The organism is Mucilaginibacter endophyticus, from assembly GCF_003351025.1.
Classification (GTDB): Bacteria; Bacteroidota; Bacteroidia; order Sphingobacteriales; family Sphingobacteriaceae; genus Mucilaginibacter; species Mucilaginibacter endophyticus.
The window spans coordinates 339,996-364,166 of sequence record NZ_QPCG01000003.1 but is presented as its reverse complement, the minus strand read 5'-3'; the positions used below and the strand labels follow the sequence as shown (position 1 = coordinate 364,166).

Sequence of the window (24,171 nt, the reverse complement as noted above, 5' to 3'; positions counted from 1 at the left end):
ACTAATGAGATCTGCCTGCTTTAAAATATGGATTGCCTTACTGTTTGTTATCAACTGGTCGGTAAGCCTTGCCCAGGAAACACAAAAGGTATTCCTGTCCGGCACTGGGAGCGACCATACCGTAAACTGGCAGTTTTACTGTACCGCGGGCAACAATTCTGGCAAATGGACAACCATTCCGGTGCCATCAAACTGGGAGTTTCAGGGTTTTGGTAAGTACAATTATGGGCTTGCAAAAGATAGTTTAAAGGGCAGGGAGCAAGGGTTATATAAATACGAGTTTAGTGTGCCTGCATCATGGCAGGGTAAGACTATCAATATTGTTTTTGATGGCTCCATGACCGATACCGAAGTGAAGCTGAACGGCAAATCGGCAGGGGCGATTCACCAGGGATCATTTTATCGCTTTAAATACGAGGTAAGCGCTTTGCTCAATTACGGAAAATCAAATCTGCTGGAGGTAACAGTATCCAAGCACTCTGCCAATGCATCAGTAAACGCCGCCGAACGCAAAGGTGATTTCTGGATCTTCGGCGGAATTTTCAGACCGGTATTTTTGGAGGCGGCACCTAAATCACACATCAGCTATTATGCCGTTGATGCAAAAGCCAATGGTAATTTAAAAGCACAGCTGAAACTGGCATCTGTAAAAATCGGCACGGTAACCGGGCAGGTGTATACGTTAGCAGGGCAGAAGTTTGGCGCTCCTTTTTCTGTAAAAGTTAACGCGGGTGATACCGTTGTCAATATCAGTACGCATGTTGCTTCCCCCCAAATATGGTCGCCGGAGTTTCCTAACCTGTATAATGTGGTGTTTACGCTGAATGAAAATGGCAAGCCTGTTCACGCCGTAAAACAACGTATCGGCTTCCGTACGGTTGAGTTGAGGGAACATGATGGCATTTATGTAAATAATGTCAAGATCAAATTTAAAGGGGTAAACCGCCATTCGTTCTGGCCAACTACAGGCAGGGCCTTAAGTAAAAAAGTAAGTATCGAAGATGTTCAGCTCATGAAAGATATGAACATGAACGCGGTGCGTATGTCGCATTACCCGCCCGATGATCATTTTCTGGACGTGTGCGATTCATTAGGCCTTTTTGTATTGGATGAGCTCACCGGCTGGCACCATGCCTATGATGATGTGGTAGGATCGAAATTGACCAAAGAACTAATCGAGAAAGATATTAATCATCCCTCCATCGTGATATGGGATAACGGCAACGAAGGTGGATTTAACTTTAGCCTCGATCATTGGTTTGATGAACTGGATATTCAAAAACGCCCGCTCATCCATCCCTGGGGGATTTTTCACGGAACAAATACGCAGCATTATATCAACTATGACTACGGTACCAATACGGGCATAAACGGGCATGACGTATTTTTCCCGACCGAGTTTTTACACGGCCTATATGATGGCGGCGGCGGTGCCGGACTGGATGATTTCTGGAAACAGATGTGGCATACCCCAATTTCGGCCGGCGGTTTTATCTGGGATTTTGCCGATGAAGCCGTAGTCCGTACAGATAAAAACGGCGAGTTAGATAGCGACGGAGATCATGGTCCCGACGGTATAGTAGGCCCTTACCACGAAAAAGAAGGTAGCTATTACGCTATTAAGGAAATCTGGAGCCCTGTTTACCTCGAGCCCCGCGAAATAACTCCCGCGTTTAACGGTATGCTTCGTTTAGAGAATAGGTACGCCTATACCAACCTCAAGCAATGCAAATTCAGCTATAAGCTGGCAACGCTTAACGGTTCCGGATCAACAAGCAAAACCGGTACTATCGCATCGCCAGATGTTGCGCCCGGTCAGTATGGAAATTTGCAGTTGCAATTACCTAAAGAATGGCAAAATTATAATGTGCTGTATATATCGGCTTTTGATATAAACAAGCACGAGCTGTTTACCTGGAGTTTCCCGGTAAGCAACCATGATCAAATCACTAACCGCATCATTACCAAAACAGGTGGAAGTAAAGCTGTAATTACCGAAACGGACTCGCTGTATAAAGTAAAAACCGGCAACGGGATCGAACTGGCGTTTAACCGTAATTCGGGCATATTGGTTAGTGTAAAAAATGCTAAAGGTGATATTCCTTTTAACAACGGCCCTGTTTTGGTTGAAGGACAGGATCAAACAGGTTTTGAAAAACTCAGCTATCATTACGAAGCAGACAACCTGGTAGTTGAAGCGGTATTCCCGCCTAAAAAATCAGAGCCATTACTGAAATGGATTATCTACCCATCGGGCTGGGTGCAGCTTGATCTTAAATACTGGCCAATTGGCGAGGATGCTACGCTAATGGGTGTTAATTTCTCCTTCCCCGAAAAAGAGATCAAATGCATTACTTACATGGGCGATGGCCCTTACCGCGTATGGAAAAACCGCATGAAGGGTACTTCGCTGGGCGTATGGGATAAAACCTACAACAATACCATAACAGGGCAGGGCAAGGTTGTTTATCCTGAGTTTAAAGGCTATTACTCCAACCTGTACTGGATGAAACTGGAAACCACGGGGCAACCTGTAACTATTGTATGCAATAGTCGCGATGTTTTTATGCGTCTGTTCACGCCGGCAAACCCTGCAAAGGTTTACAATACAGCTCCGGCTTTTCCATCGGGTGATATCTCGTTTATGCATGGTATCACGCCAATAGGCACCAAATCGCAAAAGCCTGAAAAGCTAGGCCCGGGCGGACAAAAGAACCAATATTTTAATTACGACAGGAATATAGAAGACGCGCTTTCGCTGAACCTGTATTTCGACTTTTCGGGGAAATAAACGATGAAACGGTTGCTCGTACATATCAGTTTGGCTGTAGTGGTTATGTTAACCTGCCTGGGCAATTGCTATGCGGATGCTCACATCGGTTTGCAAAACTTGAAATGCGAAATGCTGAACACCCCTTTAGGCATCGGCACCAATAAACCACGGTTAAGCTGGCAGATCACCAGCGATGCGCGGAACACCAACCAGGTTGCCTATCAAATTTTGATTGCCTCTACCCCTGAAAAGCTAACAGCCGGGCAGGGCGATCTGTGGGATTCGCGTAAAATAAATTCGGCTGAATCCATCATGATCAGCTACGCGGGCAAGCCCCTCGTGAGTCGTGCAGTATGTTACTGGAAAGTAAGGGTTTGGACAAACAACGGTGCAAGCACCTGGAGCCAACCCGCTAAATGGAGCGTTGGACTTTTAAATCCTGCCGACTGGAAAGCCAGATGGATAGGCTGCGATCGTGGATTTGCCTGGGATAGTGTTTCTAAGTTTTCGCGCCTTTCGGCCCGGTATTATCGCCGCGGGTTTAGTTTAAACAAAGCTATCAAACGCGCCACGGCTTATGTTGTTGGCTTAGGGCATTACGAGCTATATGTAAACGGGCAAATCATCGGCGACCAGGTTTTGGCCGAAGCGCCTACCGACTATACCCAATCGGTTAAGTATAATACTTTTGATGTTACAGGTTATCTGAAACAGGGCGATAATGCCATAGGAACGGTATTGGGTAACGGCAGGTATTTTACCATGCGGCCAAAATACAAGCCTAAAAAGATCAAGGAATTTGGTTTCCCCAAAATGCTGTTGCAATTGGAGGTAGAATATACCGACGGAACAAAGCAAACCATCATAAGTGACAGCAGCTGGCATTTTACAGCCGATGGCCCTATCCGCACCAATAACGAATATGATGGCGAGGAATATGATGCTACCAAAGAATTTCCGGGATGGAACAATGCAGATTTTGACGACAGCCAATGGCTCAAAGCCGAACTGGTGCAGGCCCCCGGTGGAAAGCTCGACGCGCAGATGAACGAGCCGATCAGGGTGATGGATACGGTTAAACCTGTTAGCATCAATCAGCTTAAAAAAGATGTGTGGATCCTGGATATGGGACAGAACATGGCAGGCTGGTTGCAGATGCGTGTAAAAGGAAACCGCAGCAATAAAGTAACACTCCGTTATGCAGAAACCCTGCAGCCCAACAATGAACTTTACGTAGCTAACCTTCGCGATGCCAAAGTAACTGATGTTTATACGCTTAAAGGCGGGGCAGAAGAAACCTGGCACCCGGTATTTGTGTACCACGGTTTCAGGTATGTGGAAATCAGCGGCTATCCCGGTAAACCTGAATTAGCCGATTTTGAAGGGCAGGTGGTTTACGATGCCTTGCCAACCATCGGTCGTTTTGAAACCTCTAACGCCATCGTCAATAAGATCTATCATAATGCTTATTGGGGGATCCTGAGCAATTACAAAGGTATGCCTGTAGACTGCCCGCAACGTAACGAACGGATGCCATGGCTTGGCGATAGGGCGGTAGGTTCGCTTGGCGAAAGTTTTGTGTTTGCCAATGGCAATTTCTACGCCAAATGGCTGGATGATATAGCACAATCACAAACCCCTGAGGGCGCTATCCCGGATGTTGCGCCCGCTTATTGGAATTACTACAGCGATAACATGACCTGGCCCGGCACTTATATCCTGCTGGCCGATATGCTTTACCGTCAGTTTGCCGATAAAGGCCCCATTGAAAAGCATTATGCCTCCATGAAAAAATGGATGGATTATATGCGGGTGAAGTACATGAAAAATAACATCGTCACCAAAGATAAATATGGTGATTGGTGCGTACCACCCGAATCTCTGGAGCTGATTCACGCCAAAGATTCGTCATTGAATACGGATGGACAACTGATTGCTACAGCCTATTATTATCACTTGTCAGGGCTGATGGAAAAGTTCGCGACAATGCTACACAAGCCTGCTGATGTACAGTTTTTTGCTGCCATGAAGCAAGCAGTAGCTAAAGCTTTTAATGATAAATATTTTGATGAAACCACATCGAAATACAGCAACAATACGGTTACCGCCAACCTGTTACCATTGTATTTCGGGATCACGCCACCTGTCAATAAACAGGCTGTATTCAAAAATATAGTAGCTAAGATCAACGAGGCACATGATCATATCAGTACCGGCGTAATTGGTACTCAATGGCTCATGCGCGGGCTTACGGAGTTTGGCCGCCCCGATCTGGCCTGGAAAATTGCATCTAATACCACCTACCCAAGTTGGGGCTACATGACCGAAAGGGGCGCTACAACCATCTGGGAATTATGGAACGGCGATACAGCTAACCCGGCTATGAATTCGCGTAATCACATTATGCTGTTGGGCGATCTGATTACCTGGTTTTATCAGGACATAGCCGGGATAAAAACGGTTAATGCCGGCTTTAAACAACTGATTATGCAACCGGCAATTATCAAAGGACTGGATAGTGTTAACGCTTCGTACCAAACCGCCTATGGCCTTGTAAAAAGCAGTTATACCAATACTAAAAGCAGTTTTAACTGGCATGTTACCGTACCGCCAAATAGTTCGGCGTTGGTTTATGTGCCTACCAAAAATATGAACGAAGTAACCGAAAACGGGAAGAAGATATCGACCATAAAAGATATTAAACCTGTAAAAATGGAGAATGGGCGAGCGGTACTCAGCGTTGGATCTGGCGATTATGATTTTGAAGTAAAATATTAAAGCAACATTGATATGAAAAAATTAAACATGGCGGGTGCTATGCTAATAGCCTTATTAGCGCTGTCGGGTACGTTGAAAGCCCAGGAGCAGCAGGCAACCAAATCAGCTCCATCCCCCGAAGCGCAGGCCAAAGCCGATGCCGAAGTGGACAAGAAAGCTACAGATTGGGTTGCCTCGTTATCGCTTACCGATACCGCAAAGGCTACCCGCGTAAAAAATGTAATAGCAACGCATCTCAAAACAATTCGCGAGTGGAACAATACGCATTCGTATGAATCTGTTCCGGCAGGTATTGATCCGGCTACGGGTAAAACTTTGAGCACCATGGACAGGCAGATCATCATTAATTCGTCGCTGCCAAAATCGGTACATGAAAACCTGATGACCGGTTTGCATAACGACCTGACCGAAGAGCAGGTTGAAACCGTGCTTGATAAATACACCATTGGTAAAGTGGCTTTTACGCTGGCCGGTTATAAATCTATCATTCCCGATCTGACACCAGTTGAAGAGGCTGCAATCCTCGCTAACCTGAAGCAAGCCCGTGAACAGGCTGTCGATTTTAAGAATATCAAGCAGGTATCGGCCATTTTCGAGATCTACAAAACCAAAAACGAACAATACCTCAACAGCAACGGCCGTAACTGGCACATACTATACGGCGATTATACCAAAGCAATCATAGCAAAAAAGGCTGCTGATAAAGCTGCAAAGGATAAGGCCGCCACTCAAAAATAATTGTATGATGTTAAGAAAGATCTTGTTCGCCGGTGCTATAAGCTGCTTATTCATGTTCAACGCCTTTGCCCAAAATCCCTGGCGTAAGGGCATTGTGAAGGATGAATTTATATACGATAAAGCACCATATCCCGAATGCCACGCGGCAACCATAGCCGAAACCCCTTCGGGCCTTGTGGCCTCATGGTTTGGCGGCACCAAGGAGCGTAACCCCGATGTATGTATCTGGGTAAGCCGTTTTGTTGGCGGTAAATGGACTGAGAGTATCAACGTAGCCAACGGCATCCAGAATGATACTTTACGCTACGCCTGCTGGAACCCGGTATTGTACCAGGTGCCCAAAGGCGAATTACAGCTTTATTATAAAATGGGCCCAAGCCCGGCAAAGTGGAAAGGCTTTGTAAAAACATCAAAAGATGGCGGCATCACATGGTCGGAGCAAAAGGCTTTACCCGATGGAATTTTAGGCCCTATTAAAAACAAGCCGGTATTGCTTAAAAACGGTACGCTGTTGAGTCCGGTGAGTACCGAAGGTAAAGCCTGGCAGGTTCATTTTGAAGCCACCAAAGATTTTGGTAAAAACTGGACAATGATAGGCCCTATCAGTGATGGCAAAGATCTGAAAGCCATACAGCCCAGTATTTTAACTTACAAAGACGGCAGCCTGCAGGCGCTTTGCAGGAGCCAGAACCGGGCGATATTAAGCACCTGGTCTAAAGATGGCGGGCAAACATGGTCGCCTTTGGAGAAGACAAATCTGCCAAATAACAACTCCGGCACCGATGCTGTGACCTTGAAAGATGGTCGGCAACTATTGGTTTACAATCATGTTTTGCCGCCCGGCAATCTGGCAAAAGGTGCCCGAACACCGTTAAATGTGGCAGTTTCTAAAGATGGTATTACGTGGTATGCGGCACTGATCCTTGAGGATTCGCCTATCAGCCAGTATTCCTATCCATCGGTTATCCAAACTTCGGATGGAATGGTGCATGTGGTTTACACCTGGCGCCGGCAAAAGATAAAGCATGTGATTATTGATCCGGCAAAGTTGGAATTGAAGGAAATAAAGGATGGTATTTGGCCTAAGGTGGAGGGTTATACGCCGCCGGTACCGGTTGGGGAGACTAAGGATTTGTAAGGAGGAAATAGACCCTGATGGGCAAAAAAGCGTCATGCCGAACTTGTTTCGGCACCTCACAGGACAGGTAGTCGATTTGCTTAGCATAGTGACTTGGCGAGTGGGGTGCTGAAACGAGTCCAGCATGACCTTGATTTTGCAAATGTAGAGACGCATCACATGCGTCTCCTTCAGGACAAGCAACTGTTGAATAACAACCCACGGGAGACGCATGTGATGCGTCTCTACAAAAAATAAACCATGAAAAAACTGATCTATATACTGGTAACCTGCTTTACAGCAATGAGCTTTGCCGCCCATGCGCAGCAAACTACCGATGCCATGTACAGGAAAACGTTGAAGGAGGTGCTTGATGAAGTGCAGGACAAATACCATGTAAAGATCAAATACACTGCCGCCCAGGTTGATGGTAAATGGGTTAACTACGCGCAATGGCGTTTCAGGCCCAATGTGGATACCACACTGGCCAATATCCTCACCCCGCTCGATCTGAAAGTGAATAAAGAGGCTCCCGGCAGGTATAAGCTCAAAGAATATGAATACTTCCGCTGGGCGATAAGCGACGGCTGGAAAGAGCTTGACAGGATAGCCGCCCAATACCACGACCGTGATACCTGGGAACAGCGGAAGGCCATGCTGAAGCCGGAGCTTTACAAAGCTTTAGAACTATCGCCTTTGCCTGCCAAACCTGCGTCAAAACCGATCATTACCCCAAAAAGAACTTTTGATGGGTATACCGTTGAAAATATCGCCATTGAAATACTACCCGGTTTGTACATCAATGGTTCGTTGTACAAACCGCTGAAAATTAAAGGCAGGATACCTGTGATACTTAGCCCGGACGGACACTGGGAGCATCAGCGTTATCGTGCCGATTGCCAGATCCGTTGCGCGTCGCTGGCGCGGATGGGGGCGATGGCCTACAGTTATGATCTTTTTGCCTGGGGCGAATCCTTGCTGCAATTTAAAGACGAAGATCATCGCCGTAGCCTGGCACAAACCATCCAGGCACTTGGCGCTATCAGGATCCTGGATTACGTGCTTTCACTTAAAGAAACCGACCCGGAACGGGTAGGCATCAGTGGCGGCTCGGGTGGCGGAAGCCATACCGTTTTAATGACTGCCCTGGATGACCGGATCAAATTGAGCGCCCCGGTCGTGTCGGTATCATCTTATTTTTATGGGGGATGCCCTTGCGAAAGCGGTATGCCTATCCACCAATGCGGCAACGGAACAGACAACGTAGAACTGGCCGCTATGGCAGCGCCCCGGCCTCAGTTGCTGATCTCAGACGGGCAGGACTGGACAGCCAATATGCCCGAACATGATTTTCCTTACCTCCAAAAAATATACGGCTACTACGGAGTTACCGATAAAGTAGAGAATGTGCACCTGCCAAACGAAGGGCATGATTTCGGGCCATCAAAAAGGGCTGCATTGTACGCTTTCGTAGCGAAGAATTTTCGTTTAGATCTTAATAAAATTAAAGATAGCAGCGGCAATTTCGACGACAAGAAAGTCATCATTGAAAAGGAACCTGCCATGTATGTGTTTGGTGATAAGGGCGAAAAACTTCCGGCCAATGCCATAAAAGGCTTTGATCGGTTAGAGAAAGTATTTGCGCAGGCAATAAAAAAATAGGTTATGAAATACAGGTTGATATCATGTTTTTGGATAGGCTTAATGGTGTGTGTCTTCGGTTCACCATCTACCGCTCAGACTGCATCAAAGCAGCGCTATAAAGTTGCCGTGGTTGATTTGATGATCCTTAAACGGCAAAAACTGGGTGCCTTTCAGTTAGCTAAAGACATCGGTGCTGATGGGGTTGAAGTTGATATGGGCGGCCTTGGCGACCGGGAAACTTTTGATAACCAACTGGCCAATGATTCGATCAGAAAAGTGTTTTTGAGCAAGGCGAAAGAGCTGAACCTCGAAATTCCATCTATAGGCATGACCGGCTTCTTCGCCCAATCATTTGCCGAGCGGCCAACAGCTATTAAGGCTGTTACCGATGGTATCAACACCATGAAGCAAATGGGCGTTAAAGTTGGCTTTTTACCGATGGGTATCAAAGGCGACCTGGTGAAATTCCCCGAATTGCGTCCGGCTATAGTTTCCCGCCTGAAAGAGGTTGGCAAAATAGCCGAAAAGGCCGGTGTGGTAATAGGTATTGAAACCGCGTTAGATGCTAAAGGCGAGTTGCAGCTCTTGAAAGATATAGGCTCGCCGGCCATCAAAAGCTATTTCAATTTTGAAAACGCCATCAGGAACGGTCGCGATCTGGATAAGGAGTTAAAAACGTTGGGTAAAAACAATATCATTCAGATCCACTGTACTAATGATGACGGCGTTTGGCTGCAAAATGATCCTAAAATCAATATGGAGCATGTAAAAGCGACTTTAGACAAAATGGGCTGGTCGGGTTGGTTGGTGATTGAACGATCGCGCGATGCCAAAGACCCCCGTAACGTGAAGTGGAATTTCAGCGCGAACACCACCTATGTAAAATCAATTTTTCAGGCTAATTAATAAAACGTAAATGAACATCCGCCGCATAGTTGTTTTGGTATTGCTGTTAAATGTTATTTTGACAGGTAGCCTCTTTGCGGCTGAGATCTGGGTATCACCTAAAGGCTCCGATACAAATACCGGCACCCGCGAACAGCCGCTGGCTACCGTAGCCATGGCCATCAGGAAGGCACGTGAATTGAGACGCTTAAATGACGCATCGGTAAAAGGCGGCATTTATATCAGGGTAGCTGCCGGAGTTTACTATTTAAATGAGCCGTTATTTATTCGCCCGGAAGATTCCGGTACTGCCGATAGCCCCACTATTATTGAGGGCGAGGGCATTGGTAAAACTATTTTAAGCGGAGGCACTAAAGTAAATGGCTGGCGTAAAGTAAACAACAAAATCCCCGGCATGCCTGCGGAAGCCAAAGGTAAAGTTTGGGTTGCCGATGGCCCTGTAATCAGCGATGAGCCATTGCAATTCAGGCAGCTATGGGTAAATAATGAAAAGGCAATTCGCGCTCGTGATACCGAAGCCCCGTTGATGAACCGCATCCTGTCCTGGGATCATAAAACTCAGACTTGCGTAATTCCATGGCCGGCTTCGGTAGATACCTCTCATCTCAAGGGGATGGAGATGTTTATTCACCAGTGGTGGGCCATTGCTATTTTACGGGTTAAGGCTGTTAAAGCCATGGGTGATAGCGCGCGCTTATCATTTTATCAGCCCGAAAGCCGTATCCAGTCAGAGCACCCCTGGCCCGCGCCCTGGCTCTCCAAAAAAACAGGTAATTCGGCTTTTTATCTCAGCAATGCCATCAGCTTTTTAAATAAACCCGGCGAATGGTACCATAACCGCAATGCTAACAAGATCTACTACATCCCCCGAAAAGGCGAAGATTTGCAAACAGCCACCGTAATCATTCCGCAATTGGAAACCCTGCTTAAAGTACAGGGCACTGTTGATAACCCTGTTAATTATATCAGCTTTAAAAATATCAGTTTTGAGCATAGTAGCTGGCTTCGCCCTTCAAAAGAAGGCTTGGTCCCGCACCAGACGGGAATGTACATGCTGGATGCCTATAAACTGAAAATTCCGGGCACGCCGGATAAAAAAGGATTGGAAAACCAGGCGTGGGTAGGCCGGCCAAAGGCTGCCGTGGAGGTGGCTTACGCTTCGCATATCAACTTCGATGGTTGTGGTTTTGAACACATGGCCTCAACCGGGCTGGATTTTCAGCGTGGAACACATAATAATGTGGTTAAAGGCAGCCTGTTTAAGGATATTGGAGGCACCGCGATACTTGATGGTGTTTACTCTGACGAAGTACAGGAGGTTCATCTGCCTTATAACCCGACCGATAAACGGGAGATCTGCACCAACGATACCATCACCAATAATTTAATCACCGATGCTACCAACGAAGACTGGGGCTGTGTGGGCATAGGCGCGGGCTATGTAAAAGGTATCAGTGTAATGCATAACGAGGTTTGCGATATAAACTACACCGGCATCAGCATGGGCTGGGGCTGGACAAAGACTGTTAACGCCATGAGCGATAACCATATCATAGCCAATAAAATTCACCACTACGCCCGTAATATGTATGATGTGGCGGCTATCTACACGCTATCGGCACAGCCCGGTTCGGTAATCAGTGATAACTATGTGGATAGCATTTACAAAGCTCCTTACGCGCATGACCCGCAGCATTGGTTTTACCTGTATACCGACGAAGGATCGTCATACACCACCCTAAAAAACAACTGGTGCCCGGCAGATAAATTTTTGAAAAATGCCAATGGGCCCGGCAATGTCTGGGAAAATAATGGTCCGCAGGTTGATGCTGTCATAAAGAATGCCGCGGGGCTGGAAGCTCCTTACAGCTATCTGCTTAAATACAAATCGGTAAACAGGGACAATTGGCCCATTAATCATAAAACGGAATGAGGCAGTTGAGAAAATATTTGCTGTTTATGACCTTCTTTGGAGGATGCCTTACATCGATTTTAAGCGCTTGTGATCTTCCTCTTCCCAAAAAGGCCAGCCAACCAAAGGTTGCAGCTAAGGTAAAACCGCGTTTGATTGTGCGCCCGGCAATTATTGAAATTATTACACATGATAAGGCCCACTTTGACTATGACGGTTTGTTCGATATCGGCAAAAGTGTAGACGGTGATATTGACGACATTCGCCAATGGAAAAATCATTTTACCATTTACATCCATATCCCAAATCCCGAAAGTGTACTTAAGGAAATAAAGAAAGCGTATCCCCAGGATTCGATCAAATACTACGAAAAACCATTCTACTCATTTAACCGGAAAATGTGCGCGGATACTATTAGTTCAAAACAATGGGAAAATATAGTCATGACCGCTAACCTGGTTAACGATCCTAAGCTTCAGCAGGAATATTTAAACTACCATGCTACACAGTTTAAGAACTGGCCGGAGGTTGCAAAGGGCTTTTGCAATGCTAATTTTCAGCAACTGCTTGTGTTTAAAAACGGCAGGCAGTTAATGCTGGTCATCAGCATTCCCAAAGGAGAAACCCTGGACAAACTGAACCCTAAAACCACCGAAAACAACCCAAGGGTAAACGAATGGAACCGCCTGATGAAGAAATACCAGGAAGGTATTCCCGGTACAAAGCCGGGCGAAGTTTGGGTTGAATTTAAACCTGTTCATACTAACTAAAGCATCAGTAATCAGATATAAAATGAAAATAGGAATATTAGGATTAGGAGAAGGGCGCAGCACCATGTCGGCAGTATTGAAAAGCGAAAAGCTTGAATTGAAAATGGTATGCGATATGAATATTGAAATGTGTAAACACCGCGCGGAGGAGTTTAACTTTCATAACTATACCACCAGTTACCAGGACATGCTCAATGATGCCGAAATAGATATCATTGCCATTTACACGCCCGATCATTTACATGCCGAACACGTTAAACAGGCGTTACTGCATGGCAAGCACGTGGTATGTACCAAGCCATTTATTGATGATTTGAGCAAAGCTGCCGAATTGCTTGAACTGGTTGAGCAAAGCGGCAAAAAAGTATTTGTAGGTCAAAGCTCACGCTTTTTTGAGCCGATGAAAAAGCAGCGCAAAGATTACGAGGCTGGTTTGATAGGGGATTTAATAACCGTTGAAGCTTATTACCATGCCGATCACCGCTGGTTTTTAGAGAAACCGTGGTCACTTCAACAGGCTTTTAAATGGCTATACGGCGGCTTAAGTCACCCGATTGATTTTATCCGCTGGTATCTGCCGGAGATTGAAGAGGTGATGGGATACGGTATGCTAAGCGCCAATGGCGCCAAAGGCGGTTTAAAGAATCCCGACACGATGCACTTTATATTCAAAGCAAAAGATGGCCGCATTGCACGCGTGAGCGGTTGTTATACCGGGCCGGTACAACCCGTTAACCGCGACAGTGAAATGAGCTGTATTTTGCGTGGCACCGAAGGTTGCAGCCAGGGCGATTACATGGACCTGCGCTATGCCATTACCGATAACACCGGCGAAGAACGCATCATTACCTGGGAACATAAACTAAAACACTACTTCAGGTTTGAGGGCAAAAGCCATCACGCCGGCGAGTATCAAAATTACCTCGAATACTTTGCCGATAGCATTACCGAAGGTTACACCGCTTACCCGGACATTAAAGAAGGTATTGGCACTATCGCCCTGCTTCAGGCCATGGATCGGTCATTACAAACTGGCAAACCCGTAAAGGTTGATGAGATCCTGACTGAATTTAATTTAACCGTAAACGAGTTAAGCGCATGATATTGGGCATGAGCAATATCGTATCGCGCCTTACGCTGCTGGATTATTCGGTGGTTGCCGTGTACCTGATTATTTTAATGATAATCGGGTTTCGCGCCAGCTTCAGTAATAAAAACCAAACGGATGAGACGCTTTTTTTGGCCAACAAATCATTAGGCTGGGCAAGCATCGGTTTTAATATGTGGGGTACCAATGTGGGGCCGTCCATGTTGCTGGCTTTTGCAAGCATCGGTTACAGCACGGGTATCGTAGCCGTTAATTTCGATTGGTATGCCTTTGTTTTTCTGATGCTGCTGGCTTTGGTATTCGCGCCTAAATACATCGCGGCCAAAGTATCCACCATGCCCGAATTTATGGGAAACCGCTATGGCGATTCAACCCGTAATATCCTGGCCTGGTACGCGCTCATCAAAATGCTGATCTCATGGCTTTCATTAGGCCTTTTTGCAGGTGGTTTTTTAGTGAGGCAGATATTGGGTATCCCGATGTGGCAATCGGTTATTGTGCTGGTATCTTTCGCTGGCTTATTCGCGTTTACCGGCGGTTTAAAGGCTATTGCCAAAGTAAATGTTTTCCAGATGTTGCTGCTTATCGGCGTATCATTAACGCTGACTGTTTTAGGTGTAAGCAAAGCCGGAGGCTTATCAGCCGTATTTCATCACACACCCGCAAATTACTGGAACCTTATCCATCCGGCAAGTGACGTTAAATACCCATGGTATGCTATTTTATTGGGCTACCCGGTATCGGCTGTGGCTTTTTTCTGTACCGATCAAGCCATGGTGCAATCGGTATTAGGGGCAAAAAACCTGGAACAGGGGCAGCTTGGCGTTAACTTTATTGGCTGGCTTAAAATATTATCGCTGCCGCTATTTATCCTCACCGGCATTTTGTGTTTCATCCTGTTTCCCCATCTGAGCGATCCTGCATTGGCCTATATGACCATGGTCACTAATCTTTTCCCTCCGGGGATGAACGGGTTGGTTATTGTGGTGCTCATAGCGGTTTTGGTGGGCACCATCGGCTCGTCTCTCAATTCGCTGAGCACCGTATTTACCATGGATATTTATGCCGAAAAGATCAACCCCAATGCCACTAATAAAGATCTCATCAGGGTAGGGCGTTACACCGTAATTGGCGGCTGCGTATTTGCCATAGGTATGGCGCTGGCTATCGACAGCATTAAAGGCCTCAATTTGTTTGATGTATTTCAATCGGTATTGGGCTTTATCGCCCCGCCGCTGGCTGTAGTTTTTTTGCTTACCGTTTACTGGAAACGTACAACCCGTAAGGCGGTGAATATCATTCTTTCGGCAGGTTCGGCTTTTAGTTTGGGTACCGGGGTAGTTTACCTGTGGGTATTACCGCCCGATAAGTACAGCTTTTGGCCGCATTACCTGATGTTGTCGTTTTTCATATTTGTTTTTCTGGCGGTATCGGCTGTGCTGATCTCATTGCTTGATAAAACACCTGCTGTTTATGTAGCCGAACAATCTGAAACCGAAAATACTGCAAAGCCTACCCGGCGTGTAAAAATAGCCTGGTTGCTGCTTACGGTAGTCATGATCGCCTTATACCTCATTTTTAACAGACATTGATCTATGCATAAAATATCTACCCATATAAAATTAAATAAGCATTATGTATTTATAATACTGTTAAGCTTTATGCTTTTTGCTGATATGGCCAAAGCGCAAAAAGCTACCTGGATCTGGTATCCCGGCGATTACGAAGTATGGCTGAGCAACCGGATGCAAAACCGTCGTACAGAGCGGGGCGCTTTTTTTCCGCCTTTCTGGAAACTGGACAGCCACTATGTCCTGGTTGATTTTCATAAGGATTTTACGCTTACAAACCCCGAAACGGTTGAACTTGCTGTTGAGGGACAATACAACGTAAAGCTTGATGGTAAGGCTTTGGCAGGTTACCCCAAAAACATTCATGTGCCGGCTGGCAGGCACAGGCTTAGTCTCAAAGTCTATAACCAGGCAGCTGCTCCCGCCATATTTGTTAAGGGGCAGCAACTGGTGTCAGATACCTCATGGCTGGTAACTTATGAAGATAAGGAATGGATTGACGAATCGGGGAAAACTTCAGATGTCTCGGCCACAAAATATGTAAATGCCGGTAACTGGAATTTTGATTCGGCGGATAAATTACCTTCAGCATTCCGTCTACCCACAGAAGAGCACAAACCTGAAAAAGCGGAACGGAAGGAACACTCTATTTTGGTTGATTTTGGTAAGGAAACCTTTGGTTACGCCAAGCTTATCGGCTTAAAAGGCAAAGGCAATGTTAAATTCTGCTATGGCGAATCAAGGGAAGAAGCTCTGTCCTTATCTGCTTGCGAACTATTGGATAGTATTTATATCGATCAGCCTCAAAAAGCCGATTATACCATGGAGGGTTCACGTGCTTTCCGTTATATCAATATATTATTTGATGATAATGTAAGTGCCGATGACGTTTCGATGCTTTATGAATATTCGCCGGTTGAGCAGCGGGGCAGCTTTAAATGTTCGGATGAACTGATCAACAAAATCTGGGATGTTTCGGCCTATACCCTGCACCTGAACACCCGCGAGTTTTTTATTGATGGCATCAAGAGGGATAGGTGGATCTGGTCTGGCGATGCTTATCAAAGCTACCTCATGAATTATTACCTGTATTTTGATTCGCCAACGGTAACCCGCACCTTGTATGCCCTCCGCGGTAAAGACCCTGTAACAAGCCATATCAATACCATTATGGATTATACCTTTTACTGGTTCATGGGTATTTATGATTACTACCAGTACACGGGCGATAAAAGTTTCATCAAACAAATGTACCCACGCATGCAAAGCCTGATGAGCTACTGCCTGCAACGCCGCGATAAAAATGGATTGATGGAAGGCCTGCCCGGCGACTGGGTGTTTATTGACTGGGCCGATAAACTCAGCAAAAAAGGCGAGGTAAGCTTTGAGCAATTACTGCTCTGCCGCAGCCTGGAAACCATGGCCCTATGCGCCAATATCATGGATGATAAAACAGGTAACGATCAATACCAAAAACTGTCGGCAGATCTGAAATCAAAGATATTCTCCCTGTACTGGAATAGCGATAAACATGCCTTTGTACACAGCCTGGTTGATGGTAAGCCAAGCGACAATGTAACCCGCTACACCAATATGTTTTCGATATTTTTCAATTATCTCAACCCCGGTCAGCAGCAGGAAATTAAAAAATACGTGCTGCTGAATGATAATATCCAAAAGATAACTACGCCCTACATGCGCTTTTACGAGCTGGAAGCGCTTTGCGCCATGGGCGAGCAAAGTTATGTACTTAAAGAGATGAAGGATTATTGGGGCGGCATGCTCAACTTGGGTGCTACCTCTTTTTGGGAAGAGTACAACCCCGCTAAAACTGGTGCCGACCGCTACGCCATGTATGGGCGCCCATTTGGTAAAAGCCTGTGCCATGCCTGGGGCGCAAGCCCGATATACCTGCTGGGTAAATATTATCTCGGTGTAAAGCCAACAGCACCGGGGTACCAACAATATGTAATTGAGCCGCAATTGGGTGGTTTACAATGGATGGAAGCAGCGTGCCAACCGCTAGTGGGGATATCAAAGTATCGTGCAGTACTAAACAAATTAAAGTAAGCAGTAATACCGGGACTGGACTGTTACGCTTTATAAGTACATCCAAACCGGTTTGCAGAGAGGGAGAATTAACCGCAAAAGCTAACGGCACCTATGAACTTATCATCCAAAAACAAAAACAATACACCATAAACTATAGCGCAAAAAAATGATGAAACGGCTTATAAATATCCTGCTTTTAACGGCATTTTCATCAACAGGGCTTTACGCGCAGCTGGTTGATAAAACACCCGCTGCAATACCCAACGCGCCAACGGTTTATGATGCCGAACCCTGGGAAAACCCTTTGGTTGATGGTATAAACCGGGATGCGGCTCGCGCTACAGCTTATTCATACAGTAATATCAAAGATGCACTGGCGGGCGAAAGAGAAAAGTCGGGGAGGATGTTATCCCTGAATGGTTATTGGGATTTTAGTTACGCTGCAAAACCGGCCGACGCACCTAAAGATTTTTATAAAAGCCGGGTAAGCGGCTGGAAAAAAATCATTGTACCCTCAAGCATTGAAATGCAGGGCTATGATAAGCCCATTTATAAAAGCGCGGTCTATCCTTTCCGACCGGTTAACCCGCCGCATGTACCGCAAGATTATAATGGTGTTGGCAGCTATCAGCGTACATTCACTTTGCCTGCCAACTGGAAGGATATGAACATCACCCTGCATTTCGGTGGGGTAAGTTCGGGTTTTAAGGTTTGGTTGAATGGCAAGTTTTTAGGTTATGGCGAGGATAGTTTTTTGCCCTCGGAGTTTAACATTACGCCGTATCTGCAAGCAGGTGAAAATGTGGTATCAGTACAGTTGATCCGTTGGAGCGATGGTTATTTCCTGGAAGATCAGGATCAGTGGCGCATGAGCGGTATCCACCGTGAAGTAATGCTGTTAGCCGAGCCTAAATTACGCATAGCCGATTTTCAATGGCAGGCAAAACTCGATAAGCAATACAAAGACGCCGTTTTCAGTATCCGCCCGCGGATTGAAAACCTGACGGGCAAAGCTGTACCCGGTTATAAAATTGAAGCAAGGCTTTTTGACAGGAACAATAAAGAAGTATTGCAGAAACCTTTGGAGCGAAGTGTGGAAAGCATCATTAATGAGATCTATCCCCGGTTGGATAACGTCAAGTTTGGTCTGCTGGAAACCACGCTGAAAAACCCGGAGAAATGGAGCGATGAAAAGCCAAACCTGTATACGCTTACTTTATCCCTGGTTGATAGTACCGGCCAAACATTGGAGGTTAAAAGTTGCAAGGTAGGGATCCGGAGCATCGAATTTAGCAAAGAAGACAGCAAGTTGCTCATTAACGGAAAAGTAACCTACCTGTACGGCGTAAACCGGCCAGATCATGATCCGGTAAAAGGAAAGGCATTATCGCGCGAAGATATCCTGAACGATGTGCGCACCATTAAACGCTTTAATTTTAACTGCATCCGCACCAGCCATTACCCGATGGATCCGTACCTGTATGATCTGTGCGATGAGTATGGTATATTGGTTATTGACGAGGCCAACCTTGAAACCCATGGCCTGGGATCAAAGCTAAGTAATGACCCCATGTGGACCGGCGCTTATCTTGACAGGGCGACGCGCATGGTGATGCGTGATAAAAACCATCCAAGTGTGATCATCTGGAGTTTGGGTAACGAGGCCGGCAGAGGGCCAAACCACGCGGCAATGGCCGGTTGGATCCATGATTTTGATATCACCCGCCCGGTACATTATGAACCTGCCCAGGGCACACCGCAGGCCGAAGGTTACATCGATCCAACCGATTCGCGTTATCCTAAAACCAATGATCACTCGCACAGGTTGCAGAACCCTATCGATCAGCCTTATGTGGATATCGTAAGCCGGATGTATCCCGGTATTTATACCGCGCCATTACTGGCCAATCAGCAAAATGGCGATAACCGCCCGATATTTTTTGTAGAGTATTCGCACGCGATGGGCAACTCTAACGGAAACTTAAAGGAGTTTTGGGATCAATGGCGATCGACAAAGCGGGTTATTGGCGGAGCGATATGGGAGTTTAAAGATCAGGGATTACTAAAACATGATTCGACGGGCAAGGCGTATTATGCCTATGGTGGAGATTATGGCGAACGCTATTTTGATAATTTTACTATTAAAGGTATTGTTGCATCCGATGGGCGACCAAAGCCTGCCATTTATGAATGCAAGCATGTTTTTCAGCCGGCAGTCTGTGAATTGGTTGATGCCGATAAGGCAACTATCCACATCAAAAACTGGCATAGCGTGGCTTCGCTGGCCGATTATGATGTCACTCTGCAATTAAGGGAAGAGGGTAATATCATCCTCAAAAAGCAAATTCCCCGTATCAACCTTGCAGCCGGGCATGATACAACCATCAGCATTAAACAATACCTGCCCAATTTAAAACCCAATCACGAATATCTGGCCGATATTCACTTTACCCTTGCCGAAGATAAGCCATGGGCAGGTAAAGGGTACAAAATAGCAAGTGATCAGTTTCAACTAACCTATCCTAAAACATTAGCCGCAAACGCTAATGATAAGCGTTATCCTGAAACAAAATTATCTGAAGATGATAAAGCCTATCATATCAGCGGGAAAGATTTTGAGATAGGCATCCGCAAACAAAATGGTGCTTTAGCCTCGTACCTGTACAAAGGCAATCAACAGGTGTTTGCGCCGCTATTGCCGCATTTTACCCGCCCGGTTACCGATAACGATCATCGTGGCTGGAAGATGGAAAAGAAGTTGGCAGCATGGTTTAAGGCTGTGCCTGTACTGAAAACGATCTCAGGCCAAAAAGCCGGAGATGGTTCGGTAGTGGTTACAAGTGTTTATTCTATGGTTAACGATAGCGCTTCGGTACAAGTAAGTTATACTATTCGCGGTAACGGCTTGCTGAATGTTGCTTATGCTTTTGACGCTAAACCGGGCTTGCCAAACCTACCCAAAGTTGGCATGCAAATGGGGATTGCGCGGGCCGATAGTAATATCAGTTATTACGGTCGGGGCCCTTTTGAAAACTACATTGACAGGCGTACAGGCTCAGAAGTAGGTATCTATTCACAATCCATCAGGCAATTTATAGAGTCCTATGTTGTGCCCCAGGAAAACGGCAACCGTACGGATGTGCGCTGGATGCTGCTGCATCATAAAACAGGTGGTTTGCTGATCACTGCAGATAGCTTGCTAAGTATGAGTGCCTGGCCCTATACCGAAGAAAACATTCAAAAGGCAAAACATACCAATAAGCTAATGGATGCAGGATTTATTACGCTTAATATCGACTTGATACAAATGGGCGTAGGCGGTAATGATAGCTGGTCGGAAGTGGCCGAGCCTTTGGAGCAATACCGCATTCCCGCCAAAAAGTATCAATACAGTTTTTACCTGAAACCATATGAGGGTAAACCTGAGGCGGCAGGAAACGCGGCGTATCAGATAAAATTTAACAGGAAGCCATGAGGAAATACGTTTTCACAATTTGCCTTTGCTGCCTGTTTTTACCGGGGATAGCCCAGCAGCGTAAAGTATCGCAGCCAAACAATAGTTTGGAGCAGCGCTTTTTGCACCCACCCGAATCTGCAAAGCCCTGGGTTTTTTGGTACTGGATGCAGGGTGCGGTAAGCCGTGAAGGGATCACTGCCGATTTGCAGGCCATGAAGCAGGCAGGCATAGCCGGGGCATATTTAATGCCGATTAAGGGGCCTGCTAATCCGCCATTTATTACCCCATCCATCAATCAGTTAAGCCCGGAGTGGTGGGCGATGGTGAAGTTCACCATGCGGGAGGCCGACAGGATAGGCGTAAAACTGGCCATGCACGATAGTGACGGTTTTGCATTGGCAGGTGGCCCATGGATAACCCCCGAGCTTTCCATGCAAAAAGTGGTATGGTCAAAAGTTAAGCTTGAAGGCGGCAAAGTTTATCACGATACTTTGCCTGTTCCTAAGCATTATAAAAACTACTATAAGGATATCGAGGTACTGGCCTACCCATCGCTCCCGGGTGAGGGGATAAGCAGTTATGATGAACATCCGAAAGTAAGCACCAGTGTGCCAAATACCGACGTGCAGTATCTTGGAGAGAAAGGAAATACCAAAAACTTTACCAGCAACGAGCAATGTTGGCTGCAGCTTGAATTTGAAAAGCCTTTTACCTGCCGCTCGCTTATTATTCATACTTCGGCAAGTAATTACCAGTCGCAACGGTTGCTGCTCGAGGTAAGTGATGATGGTGAAAGTTTTCATTCATTAGGCAGATTGGAGCCACCACGCCACGGCTGGCAGGATGGCGATGCGGAGATCACACACGCCATAATCCCGACAACAGCAAAATATTTCAGGTTTACCTACGATAAAGAAGGCTCGGAGCCGGGAGCTGAAGATCTGGACTTTGCCAAATGGAAGCCAACTTTAAAATTATCGGGGATTGAATTGTTGACGGCTCCGCGGATCCATCAATATGAAAGTAAAACCGGTGAGGTTTGGCGTTTGAGCAAGCAAACTACAAATGCCCAATTACCGGCTAACCTTTGTGTAGATAAAAGCAAGATCATTAACCTTACCGATAAATTAGGGGCAGATGGTAAACTGGACTGGCAGGTGCCTACGGGTAATTGGACAATTATTCGTATCGGCCACACTTCTACCGGTCATACCAATGCTACCGGCGGTGGCGGTATTGGATTGGAGTGTGATAAGTTTAACCCCGAAGCCGCTAAAATACAATTTGATAATTGGTTTGGTGAGGCTGTAAAGCAGGCAGGGCCGGAGTTGGCAAAGCGTGTACTGAAAATCTTTCACATAGATAGCTGGGAATGCGGAAGTCAGAATTGGTCGCCGGTGTTTGCTGCTGAATTTCAGAAGCGCAGGGGGTATGACCTGCTGCCGTATCTGCCCTTAATGGCCGGTGTACCGATGGAAAACGCGGGAAAATCTGAAAAAGTATTGACCGATGTGAGGCAAACTATCGCCGAGTTACTGGTAGATAATTTTTACGGTACCATGGCTAAACTGGCGCATGAAAAGGGTTGCACGTTCACTGCCGAAAGCGTGGCCCCAACCATGATGAGTGATGGCATGCTGCATTACCAAAAGGCCGATATCCCGATGGGGGAGTTCTGGTTTAGGAGCCCTACGCATGATAAGCCCAATGATATGCTGGATGCCATATCGGGTGGGCACATCTACGGAAAAAATATCATCCAGGCCGAGGCTTTTACCGAGTTGCGGTTGTTATGGGACGAACATCCTGGCATGCTCAAAACCACTGCCGACCGCAATTTTGCCCTCGGCATCAACCGCTATGTGTTCCATGTAAATGTTCATAATCCATGGCTTGACCGTAAGCCGGGTATGACGCTGGACGGTATTGGCTTGTTTTTTCAGCGCGACCAAACCTGGTGGAAGCCCGGTAAAGCCTGGTTTGATTATATCAGTCGCTGCCAGGCCATGTTACAGCAGGGACACCCGGTGGCCGATATCGCTGTTTTTACCGGCGAAGAAACACCGCGTCGCGCTATTTTGCCCGACAGGTTGGTTAGCACCCTGCCAGGGATTTTTGGTGAGGAACGGGTAAAGCAGGAAACTGAGCGCTTAGCCAACAAGGGGGTGCCAATCATTAACTCAATTGAGGATGCAAGCCATTCGGCTAATATGGCGTTGCCCGAAAACTGGATAGACCCGTTGAGAGGATATACCTATGATTCTTTTAATAAAGACGCGCTACTACGTTTAGCTACGGTAAAAAACGGCAGGATCATTTTACCCGGCGGCGCGAGTTACGCCATGCTGGTAATTCCCTGTGTAAGCCAGATGTCGCCTCAGCCCTGGCAGTTATCGGTCGAGGTTATAAAAAAGCTTCAGCAACTGGTAAATGAAGGCGCTACGGTTTTATTGGGCGATGAGCGGATGAAAGCCACTGTGACAGGTAAAGTGCTCATTGGCCCTTATCAAAAAGAAACGTTTGATGAATTAGGCATAAGCCGAGATCTAACTGCGACAGATTCTGTTAATCAGCCTGCAAAGGATCTGGCATGGACACATCGCAGCTCAGCTAATCTTGATATTTATTTCATTTCTAATCAGCAGGCTTTAAATCGTATCATTAATTTATCATTAAGGGCAGCGGGCCGTGTCCCTGAGTTTTGGGATCCTTTAACTGGTGAGATCAGGCAGTTGTATAGCACAGGTAAATCAACCCGTACAAATATTAAGCTTGAGTTGGCCGCTAACGGCTCTGCCTTTATCGTTTTAAGAAATTCCTCTTCTAAGGCAAAAATCAAGGATAATAAATCTGCTCATTTTAAAACGATACAAACTTTTACAAACTGGCAGGTACAGTTTGATCCTAAATATGGAGGCCCGGCGAAGCAGGTTACATTCAATCAACCTGAAGACTGGTCGCGCAATGCCAGCGATAGTATAAAATATTATTCAGGCACGGCGGTTTATAATCACGCTTTTCAGTTTGCCGGAAAAGCAGGGGCTAAAACATATCTTGACCTGGGAAATGTTGCCAACATGGCCCAAGTGTATGTAAACGGCATCAATTGCGGTACAGCATGGACTTATCCTTACCGGGTAGACATCAGCAAAGCCATCCAGCCCGGCGAAAATAAGTTGGTAATCAAAGTAACCAACACCTGGGCTAACCGCCTCATGGGCGATCATGCCCTGTCCGAAAATAAACGTATTACATGGACAAACGCGCCTTACCGGTTGGAAGGTCGCCCGCTTTTACCGGCCGGCTTGCTGAGCCCGGCGAGATTGCTCACTTATATCCCTTAAT

The 24,171-nt window shown here is 46.3% G+C and carries 13 protein-coding genes; all 13 read left to right on the top strand.

Annotation, left to right across the window (positions count from 1 at the left end; all coding sequences use genetic code 11):
• Positions 1 to 4 precede the first annotated feature (4 nt).
• The 13 genes from DUL71_RS14780 to DUL71_RS14720 all read left to right on the top strand — a co-directional run bounded on the left by DUL71_RS14780 (position 5) and on the right by DUL71_RS14720 (position 24,170).
• Complete coding sequence (locus DUL71_RS14780; protein ID WP_114938838.1) at positions 5 to 2,791, top strand: glycoside hydrolase family 2 protein; 2,787 nt, start codon at positions 5 to 7, stop codon at positions 2,789 to 2,791.
• A 3-nt stretch (positions 2,792 to 2,794) separates the two neighbouring features.
• Positions 2,795 to 5,551: an alpha-L-rhamnosidase gene (locus DUL71_RS14775; RefSeq protein WP_114938837.1), complete on the top strand. Its 2,757-nt coding sequence runs from the start codon at positions 2,795 to 2,797 to the stop codon at positions 5,549 to 5,551.
• 12 nt (positions 5,552 to 5,563) lie between these two features.
• Positions 5,564 to 6,289, top strand: coding sequence for a DUF3826 domain-containing protein (locus tag DUL71_RS14770; protein ID WP_244228761.1), 726 nt, complete (start codon positions 5,564 to 5,566; stop codon positions 6,287 to 6,289).
• A 4-nt stretch (positions 6,290 to 6,293) separates the two neighbouring features.
• The gene (locus DUL71_RS14765; RefSeq protein ID WP_114938836.1) at positions 6,294 to 7,427 is read left to right on the top strand and encodes a sialidase family protein; all 1,134 of its coding nucleotides are present in this window, start codon (positions 6,294 to 6,296) and stop codon (positions 7,425 to 7,427) included.
• Between the two features lie 240 nt (positions 7,428 to 7,667).
• Positions 7,668 to 9,068, top strand: coding sequence for an acetylxylan esterase (locus DUL71_RS14760; protein ID WP_114938835.1), 1,401 nt, complete (start codon positions 7,668 to 7,670; stop codon positions 9,066 to 9,068).
• Between the two features lie 3 nt (positions 9,069 to 9,071).
• Positions 9,072 to 9,956, top strand: coding sequence for a sugar phosphate isomerase/epimerase family protein (locus DUL71_RS14755; protein WP_114938834.1), 885 nt, complete (start codon positions 9,072 to 9,074; stop codon positions 9,954 to 9,956).
• A gap of 10 nt (positions 9,957 to 9,966) precedes the next feature.
• The gene (locus DUL71_RS14750; protein WP_114938833.1) at positions 9,967 to 11,889 is read left to right on the top strand and encodes a right-handed parallel beta-helix repeat-containing protein; all 1,923 of its coding nucleotides are present in this window, start codon (positions 9,967 to 9,969) and stop codon (positions 11,887 to 11,889) included.
• Positions 11,886 to 12,638 (top strand): L-rhamnose mutarotase, encoded by a 753-nt coding sequence (locus DUL71_RS14745; RefSeq protein ID WP_244228760.1) that lies wholly within the window; start codon positions 11,886 to 11,888, stop codon positions 12,636 to 12,638. The genes DUL71_RS14750 and DUL71_RS14745 overlap by 4 nt, the downstream gene beginning before the upstream one ends.
• A gap of 22 nt (positions 12,639 to 12,660) precedes the next feature.
• Complete coding sequence (locus DUL71_RS14740) at positions 12,661 to 13,740, top strand: Gfo/Idh/MocA family protein (protein WP_114939194.1); 1,080 nt, start codon at positions 12,661 to 12,663, stop codon at positions 13,738 to 13,740.
• An 8-nt stretch (positions 13,741 to 13,748) separates the two neighbouring features.
• Positions 13,749 to 15,338 (top strand): sodium:solute symporter family transporter, encoded by a 1,590-nt coding sequence (locus tag DUL71_RS14735; RefSeq protein ID WP_114939193.1) that lies wholly within the window; start codon positions 13,749 to 13,751, stop codon positions 15,336 to 15,338.
• A gap of 69 nt (positions 15,339 to 15,407) precedes the next feature.
• On the top strand, positions 15,408 to 17,387 hold the full coding sequence (locus tag DUL71_RS14730) for an alpha-L-rhamnosidase-related protein (RefSeq protein ID WP_244228759.1): 1,980 nt from the start codon (positions 15,408 to 15,410) through the stop codon (positions 17,385 to 17,387).
• 148 nt (positions 17,388 to 17,535) lie between these two features.
• Positions 17,536 to 20,844, top strand: a complete 3,309-nt coding sequence (locus DUL71_RS14725; protein WP_208645566.1) for a glycoside hydrolase family 2 TIM barrel-domain containing protein — start codon at positions 17,536 to 17,538, stop codon at positions 20,842 to 20,844.
• Complete coding sequence (locus tag DUL71_RS14720) at positions 20,841 to 24,170, top strand: glycosyl hydrolase (protein ID WP_114938830.1); 3,330 nt, start codon at positions 20,841 to 20,843, stop codon at positions 24,168 to 24,170. The genes DUL71_RS14725 and DUL71_RS14720 overlap by 4 nt, the downstream gene beginning before the upstream one ends.
• The last annotated feature ends 1 nt before the right edge of the window (position 24,171 follow it).

What these genes read in the sequence shown, in the direction of transcription:
- DUL71_RS14755 (WP_114938834.1), top strand. Translation starts at nt 9,072, where the DNA reads ATGAAATACAGGTTGATATCATGTTTTTGGATAGGCTTAATGGTGTGT.
- DUL71_RS14720 (WP_114938830.1), top strand. Translation starts at nt 20,841, where the DNA reads ATGAGGAAATACGTTTTCACAATTTGCCTTTGCTGCCTGTTTTTACCG.
- DUL71_RS14770 (WP_244228761.1), top strand. Translation starts at nt 5,564, where the DNA reads ATGAAAAAATTAAACATGGCGGGTGCTATGCTAATAGCCTTATTAGCG.
- DUL71_RS14745 (WP_244228760.1), top strand. Translation starts at nt 11,886, where the DNA reads ATGAGGCAGTTGAGAAAATATTTGCTGTTTATGACCTTCTTTGGAGGA.
- DUL71_RS14765 (WP_114938836.1), top strand. Translation starts at nt 6,294, where the DNA reads ATGATGTTAAGAAAGATCTTGTTCGCCGGTGCTATAAGCTGCTTATTC.
- DUL71_RS14735 (WP_114939193.1), top strand. Translation starts at nt 13,749, where the DNA reads ATGAGCAATATCGTATCGCGCCTTACGCTGCTGGATTATTCGGTGGTT.
- DUL71_RS14740 (WP_114939194.1), top strand. Translation starts at nt 12,661, where the DNA reads ATGAAAATAGGAATATTAGGATTAGGAGAAGGGCGCAGCACCATGTCG.
- DUL71_RS14725 (WP_208645566.1), top strand. Translation starts at nt 17,536, where the DNA reads ATGATGAAACGGCTTATAAATATCCTGCTTTTAACGGCATTTTCATCA.
- DUL71_RS14730 (WP_244228759.1), top strand. Translation starts at nt 15,408, where the DNA reads ATGCTTTTTGCTGATATGGCCAAAGCGCAAAAAGCTACCTGGATCTGG.
- DUL71_RS14775 (WP_114938837.1), top strand. Translation starts at nt 2,795, where the DNA reads ATGAAACGGTTGCTCGTACATATCAGTTTGGCTGTAGTGGTTATGTTA.
- DUL71_RS14780 (WP_114938838.1), top strand. Translation starts at nt 5, where the DNA reads ATGAGATCTGCCTGCTTTAAAATATGGATTGCCTTACTGTTTGTTATC.
- DUL71_RS14760 (WP_114938835.1), top strand. Translation starts at nt 7,668, where the DNA reads ATGAAAAAACTGATCTATATACTGGTAACCTGCTTTACAGCAATGAGC.
- DUL71_RS14750 (WP_114938833.1), top strand. Translation starts at nt 9,967, where the DNA reads ATGAACATCCGCCGCATAGTTGTTTTGGTATTGCTGTTAAATGTTATT.